Below are 23,092 nucleotides of genomic sequence, written 5' to 3'. Positions count from 1 at the left end.
AGTGTAACCTTAATCTAAAGATTTATCATCTATTTAAAGTGATATAGATCAAGTTTGATTAATCCACTTTTTAAAATGACTCAATTTGTAAGCGTTTTAATAATCGGTGAAAATTTCCTCGATCTAAACCAAGCATTTGCGCGGTTTTAGCACAATTACCTTGATTTTCATTTAATTTTTGGCTAATTAAGTGCTTTTTAAATTCATCGACTTGCCTTTTAAGATTTTTTTGAGTCGAGGGTAGCTGAAAAGCAGGCTCATCAAAGGATGGGGGCGAGCTACTTACCTCATCAATAATATCTAAATGTTGGCAATAAATTGTCAAAACACGTTTTTGACCGCCCTCTTCTGCGACGGCTTTTAATGCCGCACGACTTAAAAGATGCTCTAACTCTCGAATATTACCAGGCCATTGATACGTCAATAGCATTTGTTTGGCGGTTTCATCAAGCCTTAACCCTTGTACACCTAAGCGTTGTTTATTTTTTTCTAAAAAAAGTCCTGAAATTAATAACACATCCTTCCCCCGCTCTCTCAATGGAGGAACCGAAATCGGATAAACGGCGAGTCTATGATATAAATCAGGACGAAAATGCCCCTCGACCACCCCTTTTTGTAAATTACGATTAGTTGCCGCGATGACCCGAATATTCACTTTAATATAACGATCACTGCCCACGCGTTGAATTTCACCATTTTGTAACGTACGCAATATTTTACCCTGTAAGGCTAATGGTAAGTCCCCAATTTCATCTAAAAAAATAGTTCCTTCATTGGCTAGTTCAAATTTTCCTGTTCTATCCGCTGTCGCCCCTGAAAAAGCCCCTTTAGAATGTCCAAATAATTCACTTTCAGCAATATTTTCAGGTAACGCGGCACAATTGACATAAATCATCGCCTGCTCGGCACGTTTAGAAAGCGCGTGTATTTGATGAGCCACTAACTCTTTTCCCACCCCCGTTTCACCTAAAATTAAGACCGATAAATCCGAGGGAGCCACGACCGATATTTCATGATTAAGTGCTTGCATTTGTACGCTATTGCCAATCATATCTAAACGATGGGTTTCTTCTAATAAAGATTGTTCTGCTTGTTTGACCCGTGATTCCAAAGAAACAATTAAATTGGCAACTTTAACCGTTGCCTCGGTTAAGCCAATAAATGTTTGTAACATTTGTTGGTTAATCGAATCAAATGTTCCTGGAATGAGCGCGTCAAAGGTTAAAACCCCCCAGGCTTGGTCATCAATATAAAGCGTTACGCCCATACAATCATGCACATTAAGTTGAGCCTCACTTTTATCAATAAGACCGTCGTAAGGATCAGGTAAAGGCGAATCGGCAGGAAACCGTATTGAACCGTGGGCTTCTAAAATCATCGCTAAACGGGGTTGTTCGGAAATTAAAAAACGCCGCCCCAAGGTATCTTCGCTTAAGCCATTGATCGCTAAAGGCACCAGATAATTCTGTTCACGTCGGAGTAACGCACAGGCATCACAAGGAAATAAAGCCCGTAACGTTTCCAATAAATGTTGATAACGTTGTTGAGAGGGTAATTGGCATGATAAATCATTAACCAAACTCATTAAAGTATTAAATAATAAATTCGTTGTCATTTTTACAACTTCGTTGTTAAAAAAATAACATTTTACTCGTTGTTATTAACACAACGCCACTAATAACACATTGAAAGTAAAATATTTTATTGTTGGCATAAGAAATGCTTTATTATATAAATAATGCATAGGGTGGTATGACCTACCCTACGCATTTGATATTTTAAGCAAACTATTTCAAATAATTTAAGAGGTTTTACTATGTTTTGTTATCAATGCGACCAAACGACCCGTACAGACAGTGGTAATGGTTGCTCAACTGAAAAAGGCGTGTGTGGTAAAGATTCAACGACATCCGATTTACAAGACTTATTGGTCTATGCGATTAAAGGCATTGCTCAATATGGAAAGCGTGCGCGTGATTTAGGTAAAACCGATAAAAAAGCCGATGAGTTTATTTTATATGGTTTGTTCACAACCTTAACCAATGTTAATTTTAACGCCAATCGCTTTGTTGAATTAATCCATGAAGCGGTGGATACGCGTGATCGTGTTAAAGCCCTTTATGAGTCAGCCGCTAAAGAACAAGAACAACAAATTGAGGAATTAAAAGGGTCGGCTAGTTTTATTCCCGCAACGAGTCAGGATGACTTATTAATGCAAGCTAAATGGGGCGCAATCACCGCTGACCGTGATGCTATCGGCGATGATATTGTGGGTTTAAGAGCAATGATGCTCTATGGTTTAAAAGGCGTTGCCGCTTATGCGTATCATGCCTATGTTTTAGGGTACGAAGAAGATGAAGTTTATGCGGGTATTGAAAAAACGTTAGATTTTCTCGCCAGTGAACCCACCGATGCAAATGCACTATTAGCGGGTAACATGGAAGTAGGCTCTATTAATTTAACCGTAATGGAAATGTTAGATGGGGCAAACACCGGTAATTTTGGCGCTCAAGAACCTGCACAAGCTCGAGTAACTGCGGTAAAAGGCAAAGCTATTTTAGTGAGTGGGCATGATTTAAAAGATTTACACGAATTATTAGAACAAACGAAAGATAAAGGGATTAATATTTATACCCACGGGGAAATGTTACCTGCCCATGCTTATCCTGTTTTACGTTCTTATCCACATTTAGTGGGTAATTATGGCGGCGCGTGGCAAAATCAAAATGAAGAATTTGCAGCCTTTCCAGGGCCTATTTTGATGACTTCAAATTGTTTAATTGAACCCACAGCGGCGTATAAACAGCGGATATTTACAGCAGGCCCTGTCGGTTGGCAAGGCGTTCGTCATTTAGATAATCATAATTTCGCGCCCTTAATTCAAATTGCCTCAGCAATGCCAGGGTTTAAAGAAGATATGCCTGAAAAATCAGTCACCGTTGGTTTTGGTCATCATGCGGTTTTAGGCATGGCCGATCAAGTGGTTGATGCCGTTAAAAGTGGTGCTATCAAACATTTCTTTTTAATTGGCGGTTGTGATGGCGCGGCACCAGGTCGTAACTATTACACCGAATTAGCAGAAAAAACACCTGATGACAGCGTTATTTTAACCCTAGGTTGTGGTAAATATCGTTTTCATGAGCAAGATTTTGGGAACATTGGCGGTATTCCTCGCTTATTAGATATAGGTCAATGTAATGACTCTTATTCTGCGATTCAGATAGCCAGTGCCTTAGCGGATGCGTTTGAGTGTAACGTGAATGAATTACCGTTATCCTTTATGGTGTCATGGTTTGAGCAAAAAGCGGTTGCGGTCTTATTAACCTTATTATCATTAGGTATACGCGGCATTCATTTAGGCCCATCACTGCCTGCTTTTGTAACCCCAAGTGTTTTAGCGATCTTAGTGGATAAATTTGATCTTAAAGCTAATGGAGACCCTGCAGAAGATTTAGCAGCGGCATTAGGCCAAGCGGCTTAAAAAAAGTGTAGAAAGCCGACATCTCGTCGGCTTTTTTATTTTCTCTGATCCTTTAACTAACAATTTATTATGAGTCATTCGATTACCTTAGCCACGTTAGATGGTGAAAAAATTCAATTTAATTGTGAACCTTCACAAACGATACAAGATGCGGCTGAAGCGGTCGGTTTTTTCCCCCCTGCTATTTGTAAAATGGGGAGCTGTGGATCTTGTCTCGCAGTCTGTGACAGCGGTGATTATGAATTAAAAAACTACAGTGAAGGCTTATTACCTGAAAATGCAGCGGAAACTAAGGATCTTCTATTATGCCGTACTTACCCACGCAGTGATTTAGTGATTCACACACCTTATAATGCGGATAGAATTCAAAACCGACAAGCATTACCCCGTAAGGCAACGATTACAGCGATAAAACCGTTAGCCGAACGCACAGTATTATTGGTTTTAAACTTATTGGATGATGAAGAAAAGGGCTTAACTTTTGATTTTGAAGCGGGGCAATTTATTGAATTAGACGTGCCTGACTTAGCGTTAAAACGGGCTTATTCGATTGCGAATACCACTAATTGGGAAGGACGATTAGAGTTTTTAATTCGTTTGCAAGATCAAGGACAGTTTTCTCAATTTCTACAAAATCAAGCCGAAGTTGGGCAAGTGCTAAACGTACATGGGCCGAGCGGAACGTTTGGGCTTCAAGGTCAGTGTTTAAATCCACGTTGTTTTATTGCAGGGGGAACGGGACTTGCTCCTTTCTTATCTATTTTACGACGAATGGCCGACTGGGGTGAAGATCATCCTACGCAATTATTTTTAGGGGTCAATAATGAGGCAGAAATTTTTTGTCGTGAAGAATTAGCGGATTTACAACGAAGTTTACCTAAATTAGTAGTGACACTTTGTGTTTGGAAGCCTTCGGATGAATGGGATGGATTTCGAGGAACACCAGCGGATGCGTTGGTTGAACATTTGAAGCAAACGGATATTTTACCTGATATTTATTTGTGTGGCCCCCCACGGTTGGTTGAGATTACCACTGAAATTGCGCTGGAACAGGGAATTAGTGCGGAAAATATTTATTGTGAGCGGTTTGGATGAAGTGAGTTGCTTATTAAAATTTGACATACTATAAACCGTATATACACTCCATTTTCAAACACCCTAAAAGAACCAATCAAACTAAATCAGTCCAATTAATTTAACACTAAAAGCTAGGATGGGTGATTTTATGATACGAAATTTTTTATTAGCCCTTGTCGTCCTAGTTTTAAGCTATTTACTCTGGCTAAGTCCCGACTTTAAAGGCATAGCCGCAGGCATCTCAATATTCTTATTCGGAATGCTATCACTAGAGCAAGGCTTTAGACATTTCACAGGGGGCGTATTAGAACGCATCTTACAAAAAACCACCAATAAAACATGGAAAAGCCTCAGCTTTGGCTTTATTTCCACTACCTTGATGCAATCCAGTTCACTGGTTTCAATCATCACCATTTCTTTTTTAAGCGCGGGTTTATTAGAACTTGCGGCGGGTATCGGCATTATTTTCGGAGCAAACCTAGGGACTTCAACAGGTGCGTGGTTAATTGCGGGGTTAGGATTAAAAGTTAAAATCTCCGCTTACGCCATGCCGATGCTAGTTTTCGGAGTGTTATTTGTTTTCCAAGAAAATAAAAAAATCAAAGGGTTCGGTTATATTTTGGCAGGCTTAGGTTTTTTATTTTTAGGGATTCATTACATGAAAGAAAGTTTTGAAGCCTTTAAAAGTACCCTCAATTTAGTTGATTACTCCTTAAGCGGAGTCAAAGGTTTACTGCTGTATACCTTAATAGGCATTATGGCTACGGTCATTATGCAGTCTAGTCATGCCACAATGGTATTGATTATTACCGCACTCTCAGTTCAGCAAATTACTTATGATAATGCCTTAGCCTTGGCAATTGGCTCTAATGTCGGTACAACCATCACTGCGATTATTGGTTCTTTAAGTGCGAATGTACAGGGAAAACGTTTAGCCGCCGCCCATTTAATTTTTAATATGGCTACGGGTTTAATTGCATTGCTGTTGATTAAACAATTAGTCATTGCCGTGGCCATAATTACCGATGCACTAGGTATTGATGCGAACGATTACACCTTAAAACTAGCGACTTTCCATAGCCTTTTTAATCTTATCGGTATTATTATCATGTTACCTTTTATTAATAGGATGGTGATATTTTTAGAAAGAGTTTTTAAACCAAAACGCCCTAATATTTTTAAAGTCAAGTATTTAACGGATTCCGCAATGGAGTTTCCCGAAACAGTATTGGAAGCGGTACGTCAAGAAAGTACACATCTTTATGATAATGCCATCCATGTAATTTTACGCACCTTTGGTTTACGGCGTGCGGAATTATCCTCTAATGTCGACTTAGCCGACTTAATACAAAAACGACAACATCATGTTGAATATGATATAGATGCGGGTTATGAAAAACGTATAAAAGGTATATACAGTGCTATTATAGCGTTCATTAGCCAAGCAAAGTTCACTTGGGAAATGGAGCAATCATCAGGGTTAACCTGGTTAAGAGCGGCTAATAAAAATTTAGTTGAAGCGATTAAAGAAACCAAACATTTACAAAAAAATCTTATTCGTTTTAAAACCTCAAAGAATACCGCAACAGTCACAGAATATAATAATATCGCCTATCAAATCGTTTCTTTAATACAAGAAATCGAAGCAGTAAGAAAAGATATTAGCGAAGATGAGTTACCTTTATTATCATTTGATGCTTTAAAAATTAAACTAGAAGACAATGATGTACAAATGAATCGATCAGTTGAAACGCTCATCAGAGAACAGCATATAACCCCTGAAACGGGGACATCATTAATTAATGATACGGCTTATATGTACCGAATCAAGAAAGACCTTATTAAAGCCGCTGAAACGTTATTTATATTTTCTAATTCAGACAATGCACAAGTAGAATCTCAATTAGCCTTAAATGAAACAGAAATTCAGGATGTTGTCGATACAATGGATGAAAAATAGTCTCCCTTGTTAGGTAACTCGCAAAAAATAACTTACCCTAATATATTATTCTCACCATCAAGTTAAACCGTTCGTGCCGAGCTTGTCGAAGTATGAATGGAAAAATTCTCAACTTATGGGTATATTATTTATTTCGAGTTACTTTACGTTTTTGTTATTTTAACTAATGCCAATCAACGATATTTATAATTTGGATAAATCTTATGACCCAAAAAAAATTGTTAGCTAAGTTACATGCTCTGTTAAATACTGATGTTCATAAAAAAAACAAACGACGTGACGCGTTAAAAAAGATTTTAAAGAAATTAAAGAAAAAAGAATTAAAAGTTAAAGATAAAGTAAAGATATGTACCCATAAAGAAAGTAAAAAGTTATTGGTGATGGAATTAAAAATTATTCATGCGCAACGTAAAAAAGGCATTGCGGTTTTACGTGGATAGCATCCTACCGAAATGCCAGCTATAATGCGAAGCTCACGGCGTGCGGAAGCGAAGCGTTATCCTCCCTTGCTTGCATAGTAAACTCACCTCTATGCAAGGCTACCTACTTAAGACGGGACACTATGGAGTGAGGCTTAACCTCAATTTGTCCCGCCTTAAGTTGGTAGTCGCTATCTTTGGCTTTTTAAATAATTGCCAATATTGTTGGCGTTCGTTCCTTGCTTTAGCCTACGTGCTAAAATCCACTTTTAAGGTACAACCTATATGTACCAATCATTTAGATTTTATAAGTCATGAAAACACTGATAATAATTGGATTAATAATTTTTTTGGTGGTATTTGATATTATATGGAATTATTATCGAATGAAAAAAATAGCCAAATGTCGAGGAAAGCCTGATATTTGTAGCTACGCACGTTCCTTTGATTATCGTAAAATTGATACAAAAATTATACGAGAAGTCTTTAATTCAACTCAAGACTGGGTTGGAAAGTATGAGGGAGTTCCATTTCCTATCAGAGCAGACGATTGTTTTAATACGATTTACAAAATAGATTCCGATGATTTGGATGATATTTATAGTGAAATTGCAAAAAAACTAAACATTAATATAAATAACCCAGAAAAAAACCCATATTGGAATAAGGTCAATACTGTGAAAGATTTAGTGATGTTTCTACATTTTCAAAAAATATCGTAGGGTGCCTAAAAAACATCTGGCACTCGATGTAAACCTACCTGGGTTAGCTTATTGTGCATAACGAAATAACGTAGCCCCGCTTTAGCCTCAATTTATATTAAGATTAGATACTCTCAAAAATGGCCTTGCCAAATTTACTTATTATTCTACCCGCTGAAGTACTTTACCAGGCATTATGAAATCATCAAGACCTGTAAACAAATCCTGTTGTCCCTGTATTTCGACTTCTGAATTAGCTATAAACTCTAAAATACCACTAGCAACAAATTTAGCAAGATTAACTGGAACAGCATTACCAATCATTTGCTCGAGATTTGTTTTTGTTCCTAAAAATTCAAAAGTTTCAGGAAATGTTTGCAAATAACTTCGTTCTATTGTTGTCAATGGGCGAACATCTGAAAGTATAGCATTTACAGGATCTCCTGAATGCTTATTGTAGCCTGATGGTACAGGTCTATTAACACCTCTAACCGTAGGGCTAGGCTCATCAATAGAAAAAATTCCTCGACGATTATAGTTTCTTGGGTGTCGATAATAATATTTGAGTCCTAAACTACCCCCCAGATAATCCCTAATCGTCATTCTTTTATTAGTTAATTTTTTCTGAAAAATAGGTGTCAATACGTTATTTTCCTGTCCCAATGCACCTATTAGAAAAAATCTTTTTCTTGATTGAGGCGTATTACAATAGGAAGCATCTAATATAACCGAGGTTAACCCGTAACCAGCTTTTTCATACTGTTGGATAACCTCTGCAAGAATATGGCTTTTTTTAATGCGTTCTACATTTTCCATCACAAACCATTTCGGTTGATAAGAACAAATAATATTTGCAAAATGATAGGTCAAATCAGCTCGACCTAACGTTTCATCTCTTTTTCCCGCAGATGAAAAATCTTGACAAGGAGGCCCTCCTATTATCATCTCAGGATTAAACTTATCTATAATTTTTAATGCCCCTTCCTCATCTTTCAGATCATGCAGATAACATTTATGTGAAAAATTTTTATTATAGACATTAATGGATTTTTCCCAATTATCAATAGCGGCCAATATGTCCACACCAGCCATTTGAAAACCCAAGGACATTCCTCCACACCCCGAAAATAAATCAACACATTTCATGATTCAAATAGCCCAGGTGAATTAAAAACGATCGCATCAAATCGACGTTCGGGGCTAAGCATATTTTGCCCACCACCTAAAATGATATTTTTAATTTCTGATTTAGCTATAATTGGCTTTTTAAGCCGCTCAGTTGACATGTATTTATGGGTAATATTTCCTGTTGATGAAAATGCTTTATCATTTTTTGTGTTATACGAAAGGCTATCGATGATTTCTTTATGATTAAATTTCCCATGCTCATTAAAGTCTTTTAACATTTTATACAGCCATATAGCCGTCCGTGTTTGGCGAGTAATTTTATTGGCATTAGGGTCTTTACTTGCAATCTTGGAAATAAAATAGCTAAATCCTGCATCACTCCAAACGAATACATCTAAACACTGCTCTGCTAATTGTGGCGATTTTCCTGTTGTCTTCCAAACAGGTTGAATAAGAAAGGGAGTTTGATATTTTTCAGTAGCCAGTGAAATTTTTTCAATAGCTGTAACAATATTTTTAATATGAGGTAATACTTGAGAGGCATCTGACCAGTCATCTATAGTCATTTCACCGAGATAATCAGCCAGTTTTTCACTGAAATTTAATGCAAGACTACACGCTAAATAAACAATAGAATCAGGGCGTACAACTATTTCACTACCGTAAAAATGATCGTCTAAATTACACGTTGTGTTATCGGGTAAGGCCGTTAATTTCACTTCAAGTCCAGCTAAACATTCTCCTGTGCTTTCTTTTTGAATAACTATGTCCGTTCTTGGTAGTGTCCCGATAACATATTTTTGGAATGGCGTATACTGAGATTCAAACGCAAAATATAAATCGTTACTCTCTGCTGGAATTCCAAATACGTCTTGCACTCCTATTAATGAATGTGTATAGCGACTATTTTTAATGGCTAAATAATTGGCCTCAATATTTTTTGATGCCAGATAACAGCATAGCGAGGCAGGAAAAGAGGAATTAAATTGATTTTTACCCCATGATTCTTTCTGACTAAAGTCTCTGTTGGTTTTTAGTAAACCAAATAGGCTTGGTGATGTTATTGACAAAATTTTATGACCTTTATTAAAGATGACACCCAATAGGTTGCCTTAGCGAAACGTCATGCCCCCATCACTAAAACCTCTACCTCATTTTCGGAATACCTTACATCCACAATGACAAAAATAGTTACTATTCTACCGTAACTGATTTGGCTAAATTTCTAGGTTTATCAACGTTAATATTACGGTGTAAACCTGCATGATAAGCAAGTAATTGTAAGACAACTATTTGAGCAATTAAGTTAAATGGCTTTTTAAGCGGAGGAATTTTTATATAACTAACGTCACACGAAAAATCAAAACATTCACCATCTAGTGAATCAATAACCAGAAGTTGCCCCCCACGTGTAGCGACTTCTTCTGCATTAATCACTGTTTTTACCGCAACGGATTCATCACCCAGTAAAATTAACACAGGCATTCCATATTCAATTAAAGAAATACTCCCATGCTTAAACTCGCCTGCATACATCGCTTCTGCATGGATATAAGCGGTTTCCTTTAACTTTAATGCCCCTTCTAATGAAGTTGGATAATCTAGTCCTCGGCCCACAACAAACATATTTTGATGCCCTGCCAAGAGTTTGGCATAATTTTTAATGTCTTCTTCCATTTCTATTATTTTTTCTATGCCTACTTCCAGTTCTTCAATAGATACAAGCCATTGCTTTAATGCCTCTCGCTTTTGTTGACGTAAAACCTCAATAAGAAACACCGCCGCAATAAATTGATTAATCACGGCTTTCGTACTAGGAACCGCCACTTCAGGGCCTGCACTAAGATTCAGCGTTAAATCACCAATCATACTAATCGTACTCCCAACCACGTTAATAACCGAAATTATTTTTGCGCCTTTCAATTTGGCATAACGTAATGCACTCACCGTATCCGCCGTTTCACCTGATTGACTCATTCCAATCACTAAGGTTTTTTCATTAATAATCGGAGGGTTATATCTAAATTCAGAACCAATTTCCCATGATACACGTTGTTTTAATTCTATATTTCGTGCAAAAACGGTGGCAAAAACACAACTATACGAAGCCGAGCCACACGCAATAAAAATAATAGCGTCTGGATTAACGGAGGTTATAAACTCATCAATTTCATTAACTTTTTCCATTAACGTATTTTTTAACCCGCGCACAGAAGTCGGCTGTTCCGCAATCTCTTTTCTTAAAAAATAATCGTAACCTAGTTTTTCAGCCGCTTTAACATCCCAATCAACATTAACATGCAAACAATCTACTTCGGAACTGTCAAAGTTAATAAGATCCTCTGTATCTAGGGTTAAATGAACCGCCTGCCCATCACGTAATATATTTATATTCCGATCATAGCCGATTAAACTGGCTATATCAGATGATATGGCAACCGTGGTTGGCGTTTGAACGTAGGCTAATGGGCATTCAAACCGTAACCCATAAATTTCATTGGGTTTATTTACAAACTGAATCAATAAAGCGTAGGCCCCTTTTAATGTTTCAGCTAAATAAGCGACCAATTCATTAAACGTCCAGTGAGGATTATTCACCGTAAATAATTCTATTAAGTGGGCTATGACTTCTGAGTCAGTTTCAGACTCCATCGCATACCCTTTTTCAGATAAACTTTGTCGAAGGGCTTTATAGTTTTCAATAATGCCGTTGTGGACAACCGTCACCGATGAATTGAAGGATAAAAAAGGATGGGCATTATTATCGGTGGGGGCCCCATGAGTTGCCCAACGGGTATGCGCAATGCCAGAGGTTCCTTTTAAGGTAATGCCTTCGATTTCTTTTTTTAAAACTGATAACGCCCCTGCTTTTTTTGTAAACTTGAAAATCTCCATTATAATTGACCGCAATCCCTGATGAATCATACCCTCTGTATTCAAGTCCTTGAAGCATTGTTATCAGTTCGGTTGAAATATCGTTAAGACCAATAATACCTACAATTCCACACATGTTTATTTCCAATTAAGTTAATTAATATAGTATCTGTATTCAAACAAGTTAAGATAATTTAATACCGTCGCATAGTGGGGTTACACTTAATTGCCCACGCATCAATTCCACCAACAAGATTGAATAAATTTATAAAACCTGCTTTATTCATATACTCTGCCGCCTGTTGACTTCGCATTCCGTGATGACAAATCAGGACAATAGCTTGTTCAAAATCCAAGTTAGTAATATAGTTTGGAATTTGATTAAGCGGCACTAAATTACTCTCTTTAATATGGACGAATTCAAATTCATGTGGCTCTCTAACGTCTAATAATAAAGGAGGATGATTCGTATTTAAATCGTGCTGTAACGTTTCTGCTGAAATTTGTTTGATGGTCATGATTGTTTTTAGGGAGATGAGGGTAATACAATAGTACCATTTTGCTAAACTTTAATAAATTATGAGTATTAAATCTGACATTTGGATCCGCCGTATGGCTCAACAACATAAAATGATCGAGCCTTTCATTCCCGGTCAAATAAAAAATTCATCGCAAGGGCGAGTCATTTCTTATGGAACATCAAGTTATGGTTATGATGTTCGCTGCGCGGATGAATTTAAAATTTTTACGAATATTAACTCGGCCATTGTTGATCCCAAAGATTTTAATGAAGATAGTTTCGTTGATGTCAAATCAGATGTCTGCATTATTCCACCTAACTCTTTTGCCTTAGCAAGAACGATTGAATTTTTTCGTATTCCACGCGATGTACTCACGATTTGTTTAGGGAAAAGTACCTATGCCCGTTGTGGTATTATTGTGAATGTAACTCCTTTAGAACCTGAATGGGAAGGTCATGTCACACTAGAATTTTCTAATACCACCCCCTTACCCGCCAAAATTTACGCCAATGAAGGCGTTGCACAAATGTTATTTTTTGGGGGCGATGAAGTGTGTGAAACGTCTTATAAAGACAGAGGGGGGAAATACCAAGGACAACAAGGGGTTACTCTACCTAAAGCCTAATGCCCCTACCGTATTTTAATAAACGTCAACGCTTTCTATAAGCCATTCAAAAAGTGGGGTACCAACTTAAGACGGTTAAGCGGTTCATACTTCGACAAGCTCAGCACGAACGGCTTAACCTCAAGGTGTCCCGCCTTAAGTTGGTAGCCTAAATCAGCAATGGGGTCAGTCGCCCAATTTGCACATGAAGAATCATGCGATGATGAGGAAAATATTTCAAAAAAAATTCAGACACAGGTTTATATTAAACATTTTGACAGGCCTATATTTTTTGGTTTTGCCGTCGCTTTTCAAGATATGCACCATAAACTTCCTGAGGTAAAAGTCGTCGTTATGCGCATGTCTAAAGTACCTTACATTGATCAGTCTGGAATTTATGTCATTGAAGATGCTGTTCTTTCTTTAAAAGAGAAAGGCGTTGTCGTCATGATGATTGATATACAAGAACAACCCAAAGATATGTTAAAAAATATTGGTTTAATTCCCTGCTTGATTCCAGAGATAAATTTATTCTCTAATTTTCGGGATTGCGTTGAAGCATTAGAAACGGGTGATACCATCAAAATGGATTAAAAAATCGCAGAAATGGGATGTTTTTTATCTCTATGGTATACACTGTAAATTAAATACAGAGATATAAAGCAACCCATCTCTTCTGAAATTTTATATTCAGATATTGAGTTAATTTAGGCTACCAACGTAAGGTAGAATCGTTGCATTCAGATCTTTGAGGTTTTCAAAACCTCAAAGATATAGCGCCTGTTTTTTTGTCCCATATTACGTTGGTAGCCTTAATCTACACGCGTTATAATTTAATAATCACTGTTACCTAAAGAAAGGTGTTTAATGAAAACTGTTTCTTTACGTTTATGGATTCCTGTTGTTGTTTTACTATTAACAATAGTATTAATTTCTGGGCTATTATTTTGTCAATTAACATTGCAAACAAACAATCTAAAACAACATAAAATAGAAGACGTACGTTATTTAATGATTCGTTTACAAAAGCTTGCGGAAAAAGCAATCGTTCGGCAACATTTGTATTTTATTGAACAAGAGATTAATGTCTTAGCGATAGAAACAGGCATTAAAACATTGGTATTAATCAACCCTCAGGGGCAAATAGAGTATGCCAATCATTCTCATTGGAAGTCCAAAAAAGCCACGGAGGTTATTCCTAATAACTATATCAAGCAGGATAAACAAACGCCCATAAAATTTAAGATCGAGCTTTCAGAAATTGACCCGTCTATTCATGCTGTTTTTCCAGTCCTATTCCCCTCCGAAGTAAAAAAATCAGATTCATTTTCTTATGGATTACTATACCTCCATTATAATTTAACCCCTGCTTTAGCGACTATTCAGGCTAATGTTTTCGCCCAAGGAGTCCTTTTATTACCAATGGCTTTGCTTTCGATGCTAATTCTAATGGTTCTTTTAAGCTATTTTATTAATCAACCCATTAACCACCTAGTCAGGGTCATCGAACTTTTTTCTGAAAATAAATTAGCCCAATCTGAATTAACAGGAACAGGGGAATTAGCGGTTTTAGGGCGTGCCTTTAATGAATTAACCTTACATTTAGAAACAACCCAGCAGAACTTGAAGCGACAAATGGATTTATATTCATTATTAAGTGCAAGCAATCAATTAATTATTCGAGCTAAATCGCAGCAAAAATTATTTGATGATATTTGTCAAATCACCGTAGAAAAAAAACAATTCTCATTAGCATGGATAGGGTTACTTAACCATCAAACCTCCAAAATTGAAGTGGCCGCTAAATCGGGTTCAGCCGAAAATTATTTAGAAAATATTTTTATTTCTGTCAACCCAGAAATTCCTGAAGGTCAAGGAGCAACGGCTATTGCGATTAGAGAAAATACACATGTTATTAATAATGACTTTTTACATGCCATTCGTAATAAGCCGTGGTATAGAGTCGCAAAAAAGAAACCCATACAATCAAGTGCCGCCTTTCCTATTGTTAAATTTGGTTTGGTCGTAGGAGCCTTTAATATTTATGCCGATGTAAAAAATTATTTTTCAACCGATCTTATTAGCTTACTTGATGAGATGGCACAAGATATTTCGTTTGCCCTAGAAAATATACTGTTAAATCAATTACGGAACAAAGCGGAAGCGGCCTTACTTGAGAAAGAAAAAAACTTATCCGTTACGCTTGATTCAATTGGGGACGGTGTCATCGTCGTTAATAAAATAGGCTTAATCACTCGAATGAACCCCGTTGCCGAATCCTTAACAGGCTGGAAAGAAAAAGATGTCCTCAGACTTCCCTTTGATAACATTTTTCATATTATCAATACCAGTACTCGAAAAGAGGTTATAAACCCCATTCACCAAGTTTTACGCGAAAAAAAAATTGTTGGGCTTGCAAATCATACAACCCTCATTTCCAAACAAGGGGTTGAATATCAAATCTCTGATAGTGCCGCGCCTATTTTAGATGAAGGCAAGCAAATTGTAGGGGCTATTTTAGTTTTTCAAGATGTGACCAAACAATACATCACGATGGAGGCATTAAAACTGAGTGAATTACGATTTCGTGATGTTATTGAAGCCTCAGAAGCTTATATCTGGGAAGTTGATCTTGAGGGTTATTACACCTATTTAACTGAAAAAGTAGAGGCCATTAAAGGTTACAAGCGTTCAGAATTGTTAGGACATAAACCCTTTGAATTTATGCCTGAAGAAGAAGAAATTGTTTCTGCGATGAGCATTTTAAAGAACGTCATTCATGAAAAAGGTAAATTTGAACTAACCCACCGAAATATTACCGCCAAGGGAACCATTTTATGGGAAGAGGTTAAAGGGCAAGTCGTTATTAATAACGAAGGTAACGTATCCGGTCTTCGAGGCGTGGGTGTCAGTATTAATCAGCGTAAACAAGATGAAGCAGAAATCCAACGGTTAGCTTATTACGACTCATTAACCTCGTTGCCTAATCGCCGAATGATTAATAATCGCCTTGCTGATGAAATTTCAGCCGCTAAACGACACCATTTTTTTGGCGCGTTATTATTTATTGATTTAGATCATTTTAAAAACCTTAATGACTCACTAGGCCATGAAGTCGGTGATGAACTTTTAGTTCAAATTGCTAAACGACTTAAAAATGAATTACGCAAAGAAGATATAGCGGCCCGACTTGGCGGTGATGAATTTATTGTTTTACTCACCCATTTAAGTTTAAATTTAGAAAGTGCAGTAACCAAAGTAAGAAAAGTAACCGAAAAACTACTACAGGAATTGCGTAGACCTTATCAACTAAAAGAGCATCAGTACTATAATAGTAGTAGCATTGGTATTGCCTTATTTCCAATTAAAAATGAAAACGCTGAAATTGTATTTAAACAAGCGGATACGGCTTTATATCAGGCCAAAGATAAGGGACGAAATAACTTTCTATTTTATCATCCACAAATGCAAGCAATGGCTAATAAACGCCTAGAAATAGAAAAAGATTTACGCATCGCCTTGTTAGAAAAGCAACTCCAATTATATTATCAACCCCAAGTCAATCAACAAAAAGAGTTAATCGGTTCCGAAGTTTTATTACGTTGGAAACACCCAACAAAAGGTTATATTCCACCCGATCAATTTATTCCTATTGCGGAAGAAGTCGGGTTAATTATTGAAATCGGTGATTGGATTATTCAACAAGGATTTCAACAAATTAAACAGTGGGAAGAATCTAAGTTCTTAAAAAAAGGACAAAAATTTTCAATTAATGTCAGTCCTAATCAATTTAAAGAAGAATATTTTGCGAACAAATTAATTCAACAAATCAATAAAATTGGAATCAATCCAAAATTAATTATTTTAGAATTAACCGAAGGAACCTTTTTAGACGACATCACAGAAACGGTCGAAAAAATGAAGCATTTAAAGAATTTAGGCTTTATTTTTTCAATTGATGATTTTGGGACAGGTTACTCTTCACTTTCTTATTTAAAACGTCTTCCGATTGATGAACTTAAAATTGACAAAGCATTTATTGATGATTTAGAAAATGACAGTGATGACCAAATCATTATTGATACCATTATTGCTATGGCTAAACACTTAAAATTAAGTGTTATTGCCGAAGGGGTTGAAACACAACCCCAATTTGAATTTTTGAAAGCGCATGGATGTTTTAATTACCAAGGGTATTTATTTAGTAGACCTTTGAATACACAAGACTTTGAAGATTACATGCAAAAAACATTAAATCCCCCCTTATAGGCAAGCGATTATTCTTAGGATTAAAACCATAATGAAATTAAAATTTGCTATTTTAACGGTCTCTTTCGCCTTTTTTTCAACGGCCTTGTACGCCATAACCCCCTCTAAAATCAATTTACCCGACATGGGGGATTCAAGTGGAACGTTAATTTCGCCTATTCAAGAACAAAAACTGGGCGAGGCTTTTTTTCGGAGTTTACATTATCAACTCACGATTAATGAGGATATTGAAATTGAACACTATATTCAATCCATGGGAAGACATTTAGTTTCAAATACGGATGCCCCCAGTAATCCCTTTCATTTTTTTATCGTGTTAGATAAAAGTATTAATGCCTTTGCAGGGCCTGGGGGTTATATTGGCATTAATTCGGGGTTATTTTTATTAACCGAGGCTGAAAGTGAATTAGCCTCTGTCGTCGCCCATGAAGTCGCTCATGTAACACAACGCCACTTATATCGTGCTTTTGAAGCCGCGAGTCAACTTTCTATTCCAACCGCCGCCGCGACCTTAGCCGCTATTTTAATCGGCACTCAAAATCCAGCATTAGGTCAGGCCGCCTTAGTGGCGATACAAGCGAGTAACATGCAATTTCAAATTGATTTTACACGTGATAATGAGCAAGAAGCGGATCGCGTCGGTATGCAAAATTTAGCCGATTCAAACTATGACCCACGCAGTATGCCTTCTTTTTTTGAACATTTACAACAATCTAGCCGTTTTTATGGAAAAGGAATTCCAGAATTTTTACGCACCCACCCTGTTACGGTTTCCCGCGTTTCAGATACACGCGGTAGGGCAGAAAAATACCCTTATCAACAATACCCTAACTCGATAAGCTATCTTTTAATTCGAGCAAAACTAAGAGTGTTAAGTGCGGACAATAGTGACACTGTATTAGATTATTTCAAACTCAAATCGACCCTTGGCACATCACAGCAGCGCGCTGTTGCCCGTTATGGGATTGCCTTAGCCCACTTAAAAAAACAGCAATTTTCTAACGCTGAAGAAATATTAATTGCCTTAAGTAAACGTTACCCTAACCAACCACACTATATCAATGCCCTAGCAAAAACAGCTCTAGAAACAAAGAATTATAAACAGGCCATCCGACTTTATAAGCAAGCACTCACTCGCTTTCCAACCAATAAAGCCCTTAAAATTGATTATATAAAAGGATTATTAAAATCAGGACAGCCCTATATCGCAAAACAACACTTAGAAACATTAGACGAGGCCTTTCGTAAACGCGCTTTATATTTTGAATTGCTCGCTCAAAGTTATGCAGGTTTAAAACAAATGGCCGAATCACATCGTTATGTTGCCGAATATTATTATGCTATAGGCGATACACAAACAGCCATTTTACAACTTAAATTAGCCCGAAAATCAAAACCCATGGATCTTTATTTAAACGCTATTTTAAATGCACGTTTACATTTTTTTCAAAAAGAAGAACAACAAAGAAAAAGAAATGAATAACCCATAGCCATTATTTTTTAATAATTTGTGAGATATCTCTCTAAAATAAAGAGGCCAATACTGCGTGTTTTAAAGCACTCTTAATACAAAAAACCGTCTTAGCTGCCCATTAATTATCTAAACGATAGTTAAATAACATTACAACGCATTGTTTTTAATCTTTATTTTTAATAACCTGAATTATTTTAATGATAATTTTATTTTTTAATTAGGTATTTATGCCGTTATCACTTAAACTGAACACCAGCTTAACGGATTAAGCGGTAGCGTCAAACCTACTCATGAGGATAGAGCGACCTTTAGTAATAATAATAATAATTTTAAAGGTAATCATAATTATAATAAATAACCGCTGACATTAAGCTGTGATCGTAGCAGTCGCGTATGACACAATAATAACAATAATACTGAACGCAAGCCCGCTTTAAGCGGGCTTTTTGTTGCCTGTCATAAAATAATTAACTAAGACAAGACGATTTTTTTAAATGTTGTCGGGTTATTTGTTTTTAGTTTTTTCAAATACAAAGGAAAATCAAGAAAATGAGACTGCTGTAGTTGGTAAGTCTGTTTAATTAACGATTTAAAGTTTAAGGGTTGAAAACCGTCATTAAAAGCAAAGGCAATCACATTATCACGTCCTTCTACTGGTAAAAATAAGACCCGTTCATGAAAAACCTGCTGTAAATCCCAACTTATTTTTTCATAAAGAGCTTTATCGGTTTTCCATAAGTTAATGACTAATAAACCCTCTTGGTTAAGGGCTGATTTACAGTGATCGAAAAAAGCACTGTGCGTTACTGCATCCGACATCCCTTGGCTGTCAAAAGCATCAATAATCATAAGAGGATAACGTCCTTCGTCATGCGTCGATTGTTTTCGTAAATAATCACTGCCATCGGCAATTAAGGTTTTTAAACGTGACTCTTTTAGCGGTAGTCCAAAATGGCTACGCGCAATTTTTAGCACATTAGGTCGATATTCAACTACTTTTACGTTGCAATCGTCAAAATGATATAAAAAATAATTAGCCAATGTTCCGCCCCCTAAGCCAATCATCAAGACATCATTAATTATCGGTTTAAATAATAACCAACTCATTAACGTTTGAGTGTACCGTAAATATAATTGATACGGATGCGATAATTGAACACTACTTTGCTGGGCATCATTACCAAAATGTAACGACCGAATCCCTTTAGTATCAATTACTTCAATTAAACCTTGCTCATCATAACTTTGATGAATCAATAGCCCTCCATATTTATTCATTGATTGTCCTTTGCTTAATAGTATTTCATTCAAATACGTGTACATGGCTTGAAAATTCAAGGTATAAGACGCATTATATTTTGATAATTCATTTTTTTAGCTGTTCGCGTAAAATAACGCGCTTAACGATCTATCTTAATAGAGGAAAACCGATGAAACAATTTTTAATGGTCACTATTTTACTGTATTCAGGGCTACTAGCGGCTGCTGAAACTAAAAATGAATGGCAAGGCACCGTATTAACAGAGGCATTGATTAAAAAAATTCAACTTTCACAACGCCACTATAAAGAATGCGTTATTAAAGAAATGCAAAAACCTGCTTATAATGCGCAAGAAAGTCGTCATGCGACCGAAGCAATCATTAAACAATGTGAATCTGAATTGGCTAAAATGCGAAAAACTTACATTGATGCCAACGTTCCAAAGACAATTGCTGACCGATATTTAAAAAAAATGCGGATTCAAGTGACTCGACGATTATTAAAAGAACTTATGTTTAGAGAAGCCGCTAAAAAGGCAGGTCAATAACTCATGTTTTACACCATTGATTTATCATTAAAACCAACAACCTTTGATTTGTGGCATGTTTGCTTGGCAGGAACCATTGCAATTTTAGCGTTAACCCTCTTAATCGTCTTACTGTCATGGGTTATTTCTTTAACCCGCTCTAAAAAACAAGTAGCCCCTGTCGTGATTGAAAAACCTGCGCCTGAAATTCAAACTGTTGAAAAAATTGTTGAAGTTGAGAGAATTGTTGAGGTTGAAAAGATTGTTGAAGTTGAAAAAATTATTGAAGCCCCCATACCTGAGCCTGTTATTTTAAAAGAATCGACTCCAGATGCAGCCTTACAATTATTAGGCTTGTTACAAAAAGAAGCCCGTTTTATTGATTTTATAAAAGAAGATATTACCGTTTATAGTGATTCCGATGTAGGCGTTGCCGCACGAGTCGTTCATGAAGGCTGTACCAAAGTCATTAATGAACATTTGAGCCTAGACATCATACGCAATGAAGACGAAGGCAGTAAAATCACCCTTCAAAAAGGGTTTGATGCATCTAAGGTACGGCTAACAGGAAACATTGTCGGTGATGCCCCTTTCACGGGGGAACTTATTCATAAAGGCTGGCAAGTTACCGAGATTCGTTTACCTAAATTAACACAAGGGCATAATGCAAAAATTATTGCTGCGGCAGAGGTTGAATTATGAAAATGAAAGGCTTATTTGGACACGCTAAAAATAAATCGGATGATTCAGAGACATCTGAACCTGAAACAACAAATGAAATTGAAAACGCTGATGAAGTTGAAAGTGTTGATGAAATGGAAGCCGATGAGAAAATTGAATTGAATGATGAAACCATAGCGTCGGAAAAAGTTATCGATGCAGAGGAAGAAAATGAGGCCATTAATGAAGAAGAGTCCCTCGTTGAAGAAGAAATCATCTCAGAGAGCGGCCCTCGTTTTACGGTAGGTATCGATTTAGGAACAACCCATTGCGTATTATCGTATGTGGATTTAACCAACACCGATGACGATCATATTGAACAACATGTGATGACTATTCCACAGTTAATTGCACCCGGTGTGGTTGAAGATAAAAGTCAATTGCCTTCCTTCATGTATTTAGCGCATGAAGCTGAAATGACCGCCGATGATAAAACCTTACCGTGGACAGCCTCCACTGATTATCTTGTTGGCGAAATTGCCCGAAACATGGGCGGAAAAACGCCTATTCGATTAGTTTCCAGCGCAAAAAGTTGGTTGTGTCATGCGGGGGTTGATTGTAAAAAACCCATTTTACCCGCCGAATCACCTGAAGAAATTGAACGGGTTTCGCCTTTTCAAGCCACCACCGCTTATTTACAGCATTTGCAAGCGGCTTGGAATAGCCAGAACCCCGATTTCCCCTTAGCTGAACAAAATGTAACCCTTACAGTTCCCGCATCATTCGACCCCTCAGCACGGGAATTAACCGTAGAAGCGGCGCGAGAAGTGGGGTTAGGTCAAGCGGTTTTATTAGAAGAACCCCAAGCCGCCTTATATAGCTGGATAGAAAACAGTGACGGGGACTGGCGTAATCATGTCAATATAGGCGATGTTTTATTAGTGATTGATGTCGGGGGAGGAACCACTGATTTATCGTTAATTGCAGTCACTGAACAAGAAGGTAATTTAGAATTAACCCGTGTTGCGGTCGGGGATCATATTCTTTTGGGCGGTGATAATATGGATTTAGCCCTCGCCTATACCATCAAAGCGAAAATTGAAAAAGAAGGAACGCGACTGCAACCATGGCAAGTACAAGCCTTAACCCATAGCTGTCGTGATGCCAAAGAGAAAATTTTTAATGATGGCGATATTGATACCATCCCGCTCGTTATTGCAAACCGTGGTTCATCCCTGATCGGTGGAACCTTGCGTAGTGAATTAACCCGTGATGAAGTTAATCAAGTCTTAGTCGAAGGTTTTTTACCTAAAACTGCCGTGAGTGAACGTCCTGTTACTCGAACACGTACAGGCTTGAGAACGACTGGCTTACCTTACGCACAAGATGCAGGGATTACGCGCCATTTAGCGGCTTTTTTAACCAAACAATTATCCGCCACAGCCGATTTAAAAGATATTTCATTACCTGAGAATGCTAGCTTTTTACACCCAACCGCTGTTTTATTTAATGGGGGCGTTTTAAAAGCGGATATTCTCTCAGAACGTTTAATGTCAATTTTGAATGACTGGTTAGCCACCGAAGAGGCTCCTGATGCTCGATTATTAGAGGGGGCTGATTTAGATCTTGCCGTCGCACGAGGGGCGGCTTATTACGGCTTTGTTCGTAAAGGTAAAGGCGTTAGAATCAAAGGCGGCACCGCTGCGTCTTATTATGTCGGTATTGAAAGCTCAATGCCCGCAATCCCTGGAATGCCTCCCGAAATTCAAGCACTTTGTATTGCCCCTTTCGGAATGGAAGAAGGCACCGATGCGTTATTACCCGATGATGAGTTTGGCTTAGTCATCGGTGAACCCGTCCGTTTTCGTTTTTTTGGCTCAAATAACCGTCGTGACGATTTAGTGGGAACACGACTTGATTATTGGAGTGATGACGAGCTTGACGAATTAGACGAAATTGAAATTACCTTACCCGAAGATACGCATAAAGCAGGTGAAGTCGTTCCTGTTCATTTACGAGCTGCGGTCACCGAAGTCGGAACACTGGAGCTTCATGCCGTTTCTCAACGTAATAAAGCCAGTTGGAAAATTGAATTTGATGTCAGAGCAAACGATGAAGACTCATTAGCTAATTAATG

At 37.2% G+C, this 23,092-nt stretch carries 18 protein-coding genes; 12 read left to right on the top strand and 6 right to left on the bottom strand.

Going from position 1 to position 23,092, the window contains the following annotated elements:
- Positions 1 to 70 precede the first annotated feature (70 nt).
- Positions 71 to 1,615, bottom strand: a complete 1,545-nt coding sequence (gene norR / locus Q9M50_10455; GenBank protein MDQ7091046.1) for a nitric oxide reductase transcriptional regulator NorR — start codon at positions 1,613 to 1,615, stop codon at positions 71 to 73.
- 201 nt (positions 1,616 to 1,816) lie between these two features.
- On the opposite strand from norR, the gene hcp reads away from it, so the two are divergent.
- The 5 genes from hcp (at position 1,817) to Q9M50_10430 (ending at position 7,659) form a co-directional block, all read left to right on the top strand.
- Positions 1,817 to 3,481 carry a hydroxylamine reductase gene (gene hcp / locus Q9M50_10450; GenBank protein ID MDQ7091045.1) on the top strand — a complete coding sequence of 555 codons (1,665 nt, stop codon included), beginning with the start codon at positions 1,817 to 1,819 and terminating at the stop codon, positions 3,479 to 3,481.
- Positions 3,482 to 3,550: 69 nt separating this feature from the next.
- Positions 3,551 to 4,576 carry a 2Fe-2S iron-sulfur cluster binding domain-containing protein gene (locus tag Q9M50_10445; GenBank protein MDQ7091044.1) on the top strand — a complete coding sequence of 342 codons (1,026 nt, stop codon included), beginning with the start codon at positions 3,551 to 3,553 and terminating at the stop codon, positions 4,574 to 4,576.
- Positions 4,577 to 4,706: 130 nt separating this feature from the next.
- The gene (locus Q9M50_10440) at positions 4,707 to 6,518 is read left to right on the top strand and encodes a Na/Pi symporter (protein MDQ7091043.1); all 1,812 of its coding nucleotides are present in this window, start codon (positions 4,707 to 4,709) and stop codon (positions 6,516 to 6,518) included.
- 203 nt (positions 6,519 to 6,721) lie between these two features.
- Entirely contained in the window at positions 6,722 to 6,958 is a 237-nt protein-coding gene (locus tag Q9M50_10435; GenBank protein MDQ7091042.1) for a hypothetical protein, read from the top strand.
- Between the two features lie 365 nt (positions 6,959 to 7,323).
- Complete coding sequence (locus tag Q9M50_10430) at positions 7,324 to 7,659, top strand: hypothetical protein (GenBank protein ID MDQ7091041.1); 336 nt, start codon at positions 7,324 to 7,326, stop codon at positions 7,657 to 7,659.
- Between the two features lie 141 nt (positions 7,660 to 7,800).
- Here Q9M50_10430 and Q9M50_10425 read toward each other — a convergent pair whose 3' ends face one another.
- The 4 genes from Q9M50_10425 to Q9M50_10410 form a co-directional block, all read right to left on the bottom strand.
- The gene (locus Q9M50_10425; protein MDQ7091040.1) at positions 7,801 to 8,784 is read right to left on the bottom strand and encodes a DNA cytosine methyltransferase; all 984 of its coding nucleotides are present in this window, start codon (positions 8,782 to 8,784) and stop codon (positions 7,801 to 7,803) included.
- Positions 8,781 to 9,836 carry a HindVP family restriction endonuclease gene (locus tag Q9M50_10420; GenBank protein MDQ7091039.1) on the bottom strand — a complete coding sequence of 352 codons (1,056 nt, stop codon included), beginning with the start codon at positions 9,834 to 9,836 and terminating at the stop codon, positions 8,781 to 8,783. The genes Q9M50_10425 and Q9M50_10420 overlap by 4 nt, the downstream gene beginning before the upstream one ends.
- A 124-nt stretch (positions 9,837 to 9,960) precedes the next feature.
- Positions 9,961 to 11,706: a glutamine--fructose-6-phosphate transaminase (isomerizing) gene (gene glmS / locus Q9M50_10415; GenBank protein MDQ7091038.1), complete on the bottom strand. Its 1,746-nt coding sequence runs from the start codon at positions 11,704 to 11,706 to the stop codon at positions 9,961 to 9,963.
- A 128-nt stretch (positions 11,707 to 11,834) separates the two neighbouring features.
- Positions 11,835 to 12,158 (bottom strand): rhodanese-like domain-containing protein, encoded by a 324-nt coding sequence (locus Q9M50_10410; GenBank protein MDQ7091037.1) that lies wholly within the window; start codon positions 12,156 to 12,158, stop codon positions 11,835 to 11,837.
- A 61-nt stretch (positions 12,159 to 12,219) separates the two neighbouring features.
- Here Q9M50_10410 and dcd point away from each other — a divergent pair, with 61 nt between their 5' ends.
- The 4 genes from dcd (at position 12,220) to Q9M50_10390 (ending at position 18,517) form a co-directional block, all read left to right on the top strand.
- Positions 12,220 to 12,786 carry a dCTP deaminase gene (gene dcd, locus Q9M50_10405; GenBank protein ID MDQ7091036.1) on the top strand — a complete coding sequence of 189 codons (567 nt, stop codon included), beginning with the start codon at positions 12,220 to 12,222 and terminating at the stop codon, positions 12,784 to 12,786.
- A gap of 159 nt (positions 12,787 to 12,945) precedes the next feature.
- Positions 12,946 to 13,359, top strand: coding sequence for a sodium-independent anion transporter (locus tag Q9M50_10400; GenBank protein MDQ7091035.1), 414 nt, complete (start codon positions 12,946 to 12,948; stop codon positions 13,357 to 13,359).
- A 273-nt stretch (positions 13,360 to 13,632) separates the two neighbouring features.
- The gene (locus Q9M50_10395; protein ID MDQ7091034.1) at positions 13,633 to 17,034 is read left to right on the top strand and encodes an EAL domain-containing protein; all 3,402 of its coding nucleotides are present in this window, start codon (positions 13,633 to 13,635) and stop codon (positions 17,032 to 17,034) included.
- A 31-nt stretch (positions 17,035 to 17,065) separates the two neighbouring features.
- Positions 17,066 to 18,517, top strand: coding sequence for a M48 family metalloprotease (locus Q9M50_10390; protein MDQ7091033.1), 1,452 nt, complete (start codon positions 17,066 to 17,068; stop codon positions 18,515 to 18,517).
- 462 nt (positions 18,518 to 18,979) lie between these two features.
- Here the strand turns inward: Q9M50_10390 and Q9M50_10385 are convergent, their stop codons facing one another.
- Positions 18,980 to 19,786 (bottom strand): spermine synthase, encoded by an 807-nt coding sequence (locus Q9M50_10385; GenBank protein MDQ7091032.1) that lies wholly within the window; start codon positions 19,784 to 19,786, stop codon positions 18,980 to 18,982.
- A 152-nt stretch (positions 19,787 to 19,938) separates the two neighbouring features.
- On the opposite strand from Q9M50_10385, the gene Q9M50_10380 reads away from it, so the two are divergent.
- From Q9M50_10380 to Q9M50_10370, 3 genes are read left to right on the top strand one after another with little or no spacing between them, the layout of a single operon-like run.
- Entirely contained in the window at positions 19,939 to 20,316 is a 378-nt protein-coding gene (locus tag Q9M50_10380; protein MDQ7091031.1) for a hypothetical protein, read from the top strand.
- A gap of 3 nt (positions 20,317 to 20,319) precedes the next feature.
- On the top strand, positions 20,320 to 20,997 hold the full coding sequence (locus Q9M50_10375) for a DUF2760 domain-containing protein (protein MDQ7091030.1): 678 nt from the start codon (positions 20,320 to 20,322) through the stop codon (positions 20,995 to 20,997).
- Between the two features lie 2 nt (positions 20,998 to 20,999).
- On the top strand, positions 21,000 to 23,090 hold the full coding sequence (locus Q9M50_10370) for an Hsp70 family protein (protein MDQ7091029.1): 2,091 nt from the start codon (positions 21,000 to 21,002) through the stop codon (positions 23,088 to 23,090).
- Positions 23,091 to 23,092: the final 2 nt, after the last annotated feature.

It is taken from the genome of Methylococcales bacterium (assembly GCA_030949405.1).
Classification (GTDB): domain Bacteria; phylum Pseudomonadota; class Gammaproteobacteria; order Methylococcales; family Methylomonadaceae; genus WTBX01.
This window is presented reverse-complemented; position numbering and strand designations above follow the sequence as displayed.

Excerpts from the sequence above, each read along its gene's own strand:
- norR (MDQ7091046.1), bottom strand. The coding sequence starts at position 1,615 with ATGACAACGAATTTATTATTTAATACTTTAATGAGTTTGGTTAATGAT.
- hcp (MDQ7091045.1), top strand. The coding sequence starts at position 1,817 with ATGTTTTGTTATCAATGCGACCAAACGACCCGTACAGACAGTGGTAAT.
- Q9M50_10445 (MDQ7091044.1), top strand. The coding sequence starts at position 3,551 with ATGAGTCATTCGATTACCTTAGCCACGTTAGATGGTGAAAAAATTCAA.
- Q9M50_10440 (MDQ7091043.1), top strand. The coding sequence starts at position 4,707 with ATGATACGAAATTTTTTATTAGCCCTTGTCGTCCTAGTTTTAAGCTAT.
- Q9M50_10435 (MDQ7091042.1), top strand. The coding sequence starts at position 6,722 with ATGACCCAAAAAAAATTGTTAGCTAAGTTACATGCTCTGTTAAATACT.
- Q9M50_10430 (MDQ7091041.1), top strand. The coding sequence starts at position 7,324 with ATGAAAAAAATAGCCAAATGTCGAGGAAAGCCTGATATTTGTAGCTAC.
- Q9M50_10425 (MDQ7091040.1), bottom strand. The coding sequence starts at position 8,784 with ATGAAATGTGTTGATTTATTTTCGGGGTGTGGAGGAATGTCCTTGGGT.
- Q9M50_10410 (MDQ7091037.1), bottom strand. The coding sequence starts at position 12,158 with ATGACCATCAAACAAATTTCAGCAGAAACGTTACAGCACGATTTAAAT.
- dcd (MDQ7091036.1), top strand. The coding sequence starts at position 12,220 with ATGAGTATTAAATCTGACATTTGGATCCGCCGTATGGCTCAACAACAT.
- Q9M50_10400 (MDQ7091035.1), top strand. The coding sequence starts at position 12,946 with ATGGGGTCAGTCGCCCAATTTGCACATGAAGAATCATGCGATGATGAG.
- Q9M50_10395 (MDQ7091034.1), top strand. The coding sequence starts at position 13,633 with ATGAAAACTGTTTCTTTACGTTTATGGATTCCTGTTGTTGTTTTACTA.
- Q9M50_10390 (MDQ7091033.1), top strand. The coding sequence starts at position 17,066 with ATGAAATTAAAATTTGCTATTTTAACGGTCTCTTTCGCCTTTTTTTCA.
- Q9M50_10385 (MDQ7091032.1), bottom strand. The coding sequence starts at position 19,786 with ATGAATAAATATGGAGGGCTATTGATTCATCAAAGTTATGATGAGCAA.
- Q9M50_10380 (MDQ7091031.1), top strand. The coding sequence starts at position 19,939 with ATGAAACAATTTTTAATGGTCACTATTTTACTGTATTCAGGGCTACTA.
- Q9M50_10375 (MDQ7091030.1), top strand. The coding sequence starts at position 20,320 with ATGTTTTACACCATTGATTTATCATTAAAACCAACAACCTTTGATTTG.
- Q9M50_10370 (MDQ7091029.1), top strand. The coding sequence starts at position 21,000 with ATGAAAGGCTTATTTGGACACGCTAAAAATAAATCGGATGATTCAGAG.